Source organism: Saccharicrinis sp. GN24d3 (assembly GCF_052400645.1).
GTDB lineage: Bacteria > Bacteroidota > Bacteroidia > Bacteroidales > Marinilabiliaceae > Saccharicrinis.
The window spans coordinates 1-5403 of record NZ_JBQTGI010000060.1 but is presented as its reverse complement, the minus strand read 5'-3'; the positions used below and the strand labels follow the sequence as shown (position 1 = coordinate 5403).

Genomic DNA, 5403 nt, shown 5'->3' with positions numbered 1-5403 from the left:
AAAATAACTGATCATATATGCGGTATAGAAACCATAATCGAAATAATAAAGTCATTACGGTCTCTATATCCAAGTTACAAACAATAGTAAAGATTGCACATTGAATACTTGAATTAATGGATAAAAATTTATCATCACATAATAATGAAGCACATAATGCTTTTCGGATACTAAAAAAACCAGGAGAATTAAATAAGCAAGAAGTATTAAGAACTCTTGATTCTTTTGAGACTTATTTAAAAAGGCTTTGTAAAAGTATAACGAAAAGAACTCCCAAACGAAATTTCATTTATCAATGGATTTTTACACATGAATTTGAGGAAAAAGATTTAGATAAATATTGCAAAGGGAACATATTTGCAGCAACGGAAAGTTTAGGTAGGATTATTTATAAATGTAAAGAGCAGGAAATCACACCTGTTTTTAGAAGATTGCTAATCGATTATATCTGCGACTTAAAGGAGTTCATAAATTATTACGATAAATCTCAAAACTATGACTGGCTTCTCATGAACACTAATGGTCATATTTCAAATTTTTACTATGATTTAGCTATAAATGCCTTTTACGAGGGAAAGCCGGGTAAACATGAACAGGAACACCTTGCTTTATCTTCATCAACTCCATTTATTATTAGACAAAGTATTGAATATAAAATAAAACGAATTCTTGGCATAAACTATATAGAATTATCTGGTAAACCACATAAAACCTTTGCAAATGTTTATTTTAAAGCATTACGAAACAACAAGGAATTTTACAAAACAAGAAAATTTGATTTTGAGGTTGTAGAAAAAATTCATTCATGGACTCATTTGTATATCCATGGTGGTTTCAGGTCAAGACCTTGGCTGACAGAGAATGCCTTAAATTGTCTTAAGGAACTCTTTTATTCAGGTGAAACTTCCAATTCTCAATCGGTTTCTCTTTACGCTGGAATTGAGATTTTAGAAACTGATTTAGAAAATTTATTGAATAAAACTCAAGAATCGATAGAAAACGAGTTAGGACAAGATGCTGAAATTGTGTGGTTGACAAAACCAGAATTGGCGTACATAAAAAATATGCAAAATGAATAAAACTACAGTTTGTAACAAAGTGTCATATGTAATGCGGGTTTCAGCGGTTTTTTGTACTGCGGCTCGTTGTTGTAACACCGCCAATTCGTCTTTGACGATTTGACGGAAAACTTGAAATATTGAATAAACGAATTGGCTCTGTGCGTATTTGAAAGTTTTGTACTTTTAATCCCGCACTACACATACACAAACCGTTGTGTGTCAGCAAAAAAAAGACTAAGTTAAAAAATTAAACTATGAAAACAAAAGTATTAACACTAACCTTGTTGTTGATGTCACTGTTAGTATTTGCACAAGAGTCTAAGCATCTTTCTTTTAAAGGTGTTCCAATTGATGGAACTCTAAATGAGTATGTTTCTAAGATGGAAAAGACCGGATTTACCCTAGCAGGAAAAGAAGATGGGGTTGCCATATTAGAAGGTGAATTTGCAGCATACAAAGGATGTACTATAGCTGTTGTAACACTAGAACAAAAAGACTTAGTAAGTAAAATATCTGTAGTCTTTCCTGGAGGCGATACTTGGTCCTTCTTTTCATCTGACTATTTTAATTTAAAAGAGCTGTTAACTGAAAAATATGGAAAACCATCAGAGGTAGTTGAAAAATTTGACACACATTCGGAACCTGTAAGTGATGGAGAAAAAATGACTCAATTACGACTGGATAGGTGTAAGTACTATTCAACCTTTGAATTAGAAAATGGAAGTATTCAGCTTTCGATTGAAAAAGGTGATTACTCTGAAGGTTTTGTTCTATTATCATATTTTGACAAAGTAAATAGTGATATTATAAGACAAAAAGCAATTGATGACCTATAGGAAACAACCAGAGGAAAAACTAAATGCCGAACACACAACAATAGCTCATATATCATAGGGCGGTTCGGCTGTTACACGAGTTTCGGCAGTTTCTAGCAGCTCCGCCAAATCAGAGATTTACGGATGAATTGTTTATTTTTACGGGAATCCGTGATTGCATAATTGACAGAGTCTGAATTTAAAAGATACTCAGTAAAATCTCTGATTTGGCTCTGTGACGGTTAAGAAGGAAAGTGATTTCTAATGCCCTACGATACATAGCTGAGCCGTTGTACGCAAGCCGTCAAGACCGAAAAATCGTGCAAATTTGATGAGAAAAAATAAGATTGGAATATTAAAGAACCCCAACGCGCAAAGCATAAGTTTGTCAGCCCTTCCCTGCAAGCTTCACTTCGCTGCCAAACACATGCTTTTTTTGCCATCGCACATTTGCAAAATGATTGATATTCCCTACTTTTAATAAATCCGATTCACTTTTAGATTATGGAAAAAGAAAATACCCAGTTATTATTTGAAAAAATTTTTCGAGAGCATTTAAAAATAGAGACTTATTCCAAATCAATAGATAGCCTTTATAGCCCGAGATTAAAAAACAAAATAGATTACAAGCCTTATTATCAAAGAAATTACGTTTGGGATAATAACAAGGCTACATATTTTATCGAGAGCATCCTGATTGGAACAGAAATTCCACCACTGATTTTTTTTGACAACAATTCTGGAATAGAGGTTATTGATGGAAGACAAAGATTTGAAACTATTCTCCGATTTATGGATAGTCAGTTTTCATTAACAGCTAAAGGTTTAAACACTCTAAAACAGCTTAAAAAGTGCACTTATGAGGATTTAGCTAAAAATGACACAGATATCATTGATAGTTTTCTTGATGCCAAATTGAGAATTATAGAGTTCAAATTAGTTAACGAACCGCCACTCGATAAGTACCTTGAGGATAGGATTAAAAAGGAAATTTTTTCAAGATATAACTCAGGTATTACTCCACTTAAAAAATCTGAGATTGACAATGCAATTTATGATGATGATACATTATCAAATATCTTTAAAAATGCTCTTGAAGAAAGTTTAGAGCTAAGGCAAAAAATATTTAATACTTTTTTCAAACCTAGTGAAAATCAAAAGGTAGACCCACCAACGGATAATATTATGTCTTTTATTAGGCGTTATCTAGTTTTACCTTCATTTCCTATAATTCAATATGCTAGAGGAACAGGGCGAACGGATATCCTGACTAAATTATATGAGTTCTATTCAGATTCTGTTGAAGATGAAAGCAAAGCATTATCGGATTTCCTTAAAAAAGTAGATTATATTGCAAAAATCAAGGATTTTGCTGTAAACAATCAATTACAAATCAATAGACTTGCTTTAGAATGTATTTTATGGGGTATTGGTATTCTTGAATTGGAAGAAATAGAATTTGATTATTCTGATAAATTCATTGAAGAATATGCCAAGTATGTACATCTAAACATTGTAGATTACACAGAGGTTGATTATGCTTTTAGCAAACAAGTTGTTGATAGATTCTTATCCACAAGCATATTCTTAGAAAAATATTTTGACTATAATTTTGAGGTTTACATATCAGCAAATGAAGAGGCTAGAAGTAAACTAAAAGAACTTAGGCAACAAGGTGATACTGAAACAAAACTGTCTGAACTCGAATCTTTACGTTTAAATAAGCCAGAACCATCAAAGAATTCGATAGATGATATAATACGAACAATGAATCGTCGAAAGTTTCTAGTACGTCCATCGTATCAAAGAAAAGAAGTGATAAACCCATCAAAAGCTTCTTCGATAATTGAAAGTGTATTGCTTGATATAACCCTGCCAGCAATTTTTATTTACAAAAGAAAAGACGGTGTTAATGAAGTAATTGATGGGCAACAAAGGATATTGACATTGCTTGGATATATTGGTGAGGGTTTTATTGATAATAAAGGAAACAAAGCCTTTTCCAGAAATCATAAATTCCCTTTAAGGAAGCTTAAAATTCTTAAAGAATTAGAGGGTAAGAAATTTACAGACCTTGATGAATCTTTACAAAATAAAATATTTGATTTCCAACTATACATTGTAGAAATAGATGAAGCTCAAAATCCCGAGTTTGACCCAATTGATTTATTTATAAGGTTAAATGACAAACCTTATCCGATTCGAGAGAACTCATTTGAAATGTGGAATTCATGGGTTGATTTGGAAATTATAAAGCAAATAAAAGACTTTGTTTCTAAAAACAAAGAATGGCTTTATATCAAACAGCTTAAAAAATCAAATGACCGTGATAGAATGGAGACGGAGGAGCTTATAACTTCATTAGCTTTTCTTGAATACAGTAAATTGGTTGGTACAAAGAAAAAGAGGTTGGACATCTTTCAAAAGAATCAATACATAAATGCTAGGGTAAGCGACAAGTCTCATATTAGTACTCTATTGCACTTAGTAACTTCTAAGAAGAATCAGGAAAAGGAAAAGTTTATAGAATCTTTTAAACGCACCCAAAGTTTTGTAAAAAAGCTCAAACTTATCTTACTTGATTGTGATAAAACAAAAGATGAACTATTCGATTATTTAAAAATCGAATTAGACAGTGTGCTAAAAGCTAGTAAAGATGCTAAATACTTCCGCCGCACTATGCAAGATTTTTATATTACTTGGTACATACTAAATGATATAAATTTTGAAATGGTTAAGCTTCATAGAGTTGAAATGAAACAGGAATTAAAGGATATTTTTAACTATTGGAAAGCCATGCCAGAGTCTGATTGGGAAAATAATAAAGGACTAGAGAAGTTTATAGGTATCGTGGATTGTTTTAAACTCAAATATCAGGTTAATAAGAGAAAAGTTGTCTTGTCAGAAACCGAAAGGTTAGCAATGATTAAAAAACAAGGGAATATTAGTGGGTTATCTAAAGCACCTGTATTTTTAGGTGATGAAATTGAAGTTGACCATAATATTCCGTTAGCAATTGGTGGTGTAGATGATATTGAAAATCTTCAGATTGTCCATAAAGACGAAAATAGGTCGAAGGGAGCAAAAAGTAATTAGAGAGTATTCCTTCCCTTCGCTCTCAGGCACATTTGGCATTCCCACAAGGCTGACCCGCCGACCGAAAATGCCAAAAGAGCCTGAAAGCCCGTCCCGCTCTAACGCACGAATAGAGCGACAGTGCATTAATGAGCGGATGATGTCGAAATGAATCAAGGCCAGCGTACAACAAGCGGTCATAAAACATTGCGCAGATTGTGCTACATTTGAACGAAATAACATTTAATTAACGACTTATCGGTTTGATAGGTTTGTGCTTCGAAATGCGCAACATTTCATACCGCAGGCCGTCAGACTGTCTAAAAACTAAAAAGGTGTTGACATAAAGTTCATAAGTATGGTGTAGTTTTCATCAGTAAAAAACAGGTATTATGTATCTTACATACATGAGATACATACAAGGACAAGATCGTCAACAAATCAATCTATTT

General features: G+C 32.7%; 3 protein-coding genes. All 3 read left to right on the top strand.

The genetic code is table 11. The features are described from left to right. Positions 1–116: 116 nt before the first annotated feature. The 3 genes from ACT29I_RS25510 to ACT29I_RS25500 all read left to right on the top strand — a co-directional run bounded on the left by ACT29I_RS25510 (position 117) and on the right by ACT29I_RS25500 (position 4972). Positions 117–1079, top strand: coding sequence for a hypothetical protein (locus ACT29I_RS25510; RefSeq protein ID WP_444794837.1), 963 nt, complete (start codon positions 117–119; stop codon positions 1077–1079). Positions 1080–1315: 236 nt separating this feature from the next. Continuing rightward, a complete protein-coding gene (locus ACT29I_RS25505; protein ID WP_444794836.1) occupies positions 1316–1897 on the top strand; it encodes a hypothetical protein in 582 nt (193 codons plus the stop codon). Positions 1898–2380: 483 nt separating this feature from the next. Next, positions 2381–4972: a GmrSD restriction endonuclease domain-containing protein gene (locus ACT29I_RS25500; RefSeq protein WP_444794835.1), complete on the top strand. Its 2592-nt coding sequence runs from the start codon at positions 2381–2383 to the stop codon at positions 4970–4972. The last annotated feature ends 431 nt before the right edge of the window (positions 4973–5403 follow it).

Bases quoted from the DNA above. Each gene is read 5' to 3' on its own strand.
- ACT29I_RS25510 (WP_444794837.1), top strand. From the start codon at position 117: ATGGATAAAAATTTATCATCACATAATAATGAAGCACATAATGCTTTT.
- ACT29I_RS25505 (WP_444794836.1), top strand. From the start codon at position 1,316: ATGAAAACAAAAGTATTAACACTAACCTTGTTGTTGATGTCACTGTTA.
- ACT29I_RS25500 (WP_444794835.1), top strand. From the start codon at position 2,381: ATGGAAAAAGAAAATACCCAGTTATTATTTGAAAAAATTTTTCGAGAG.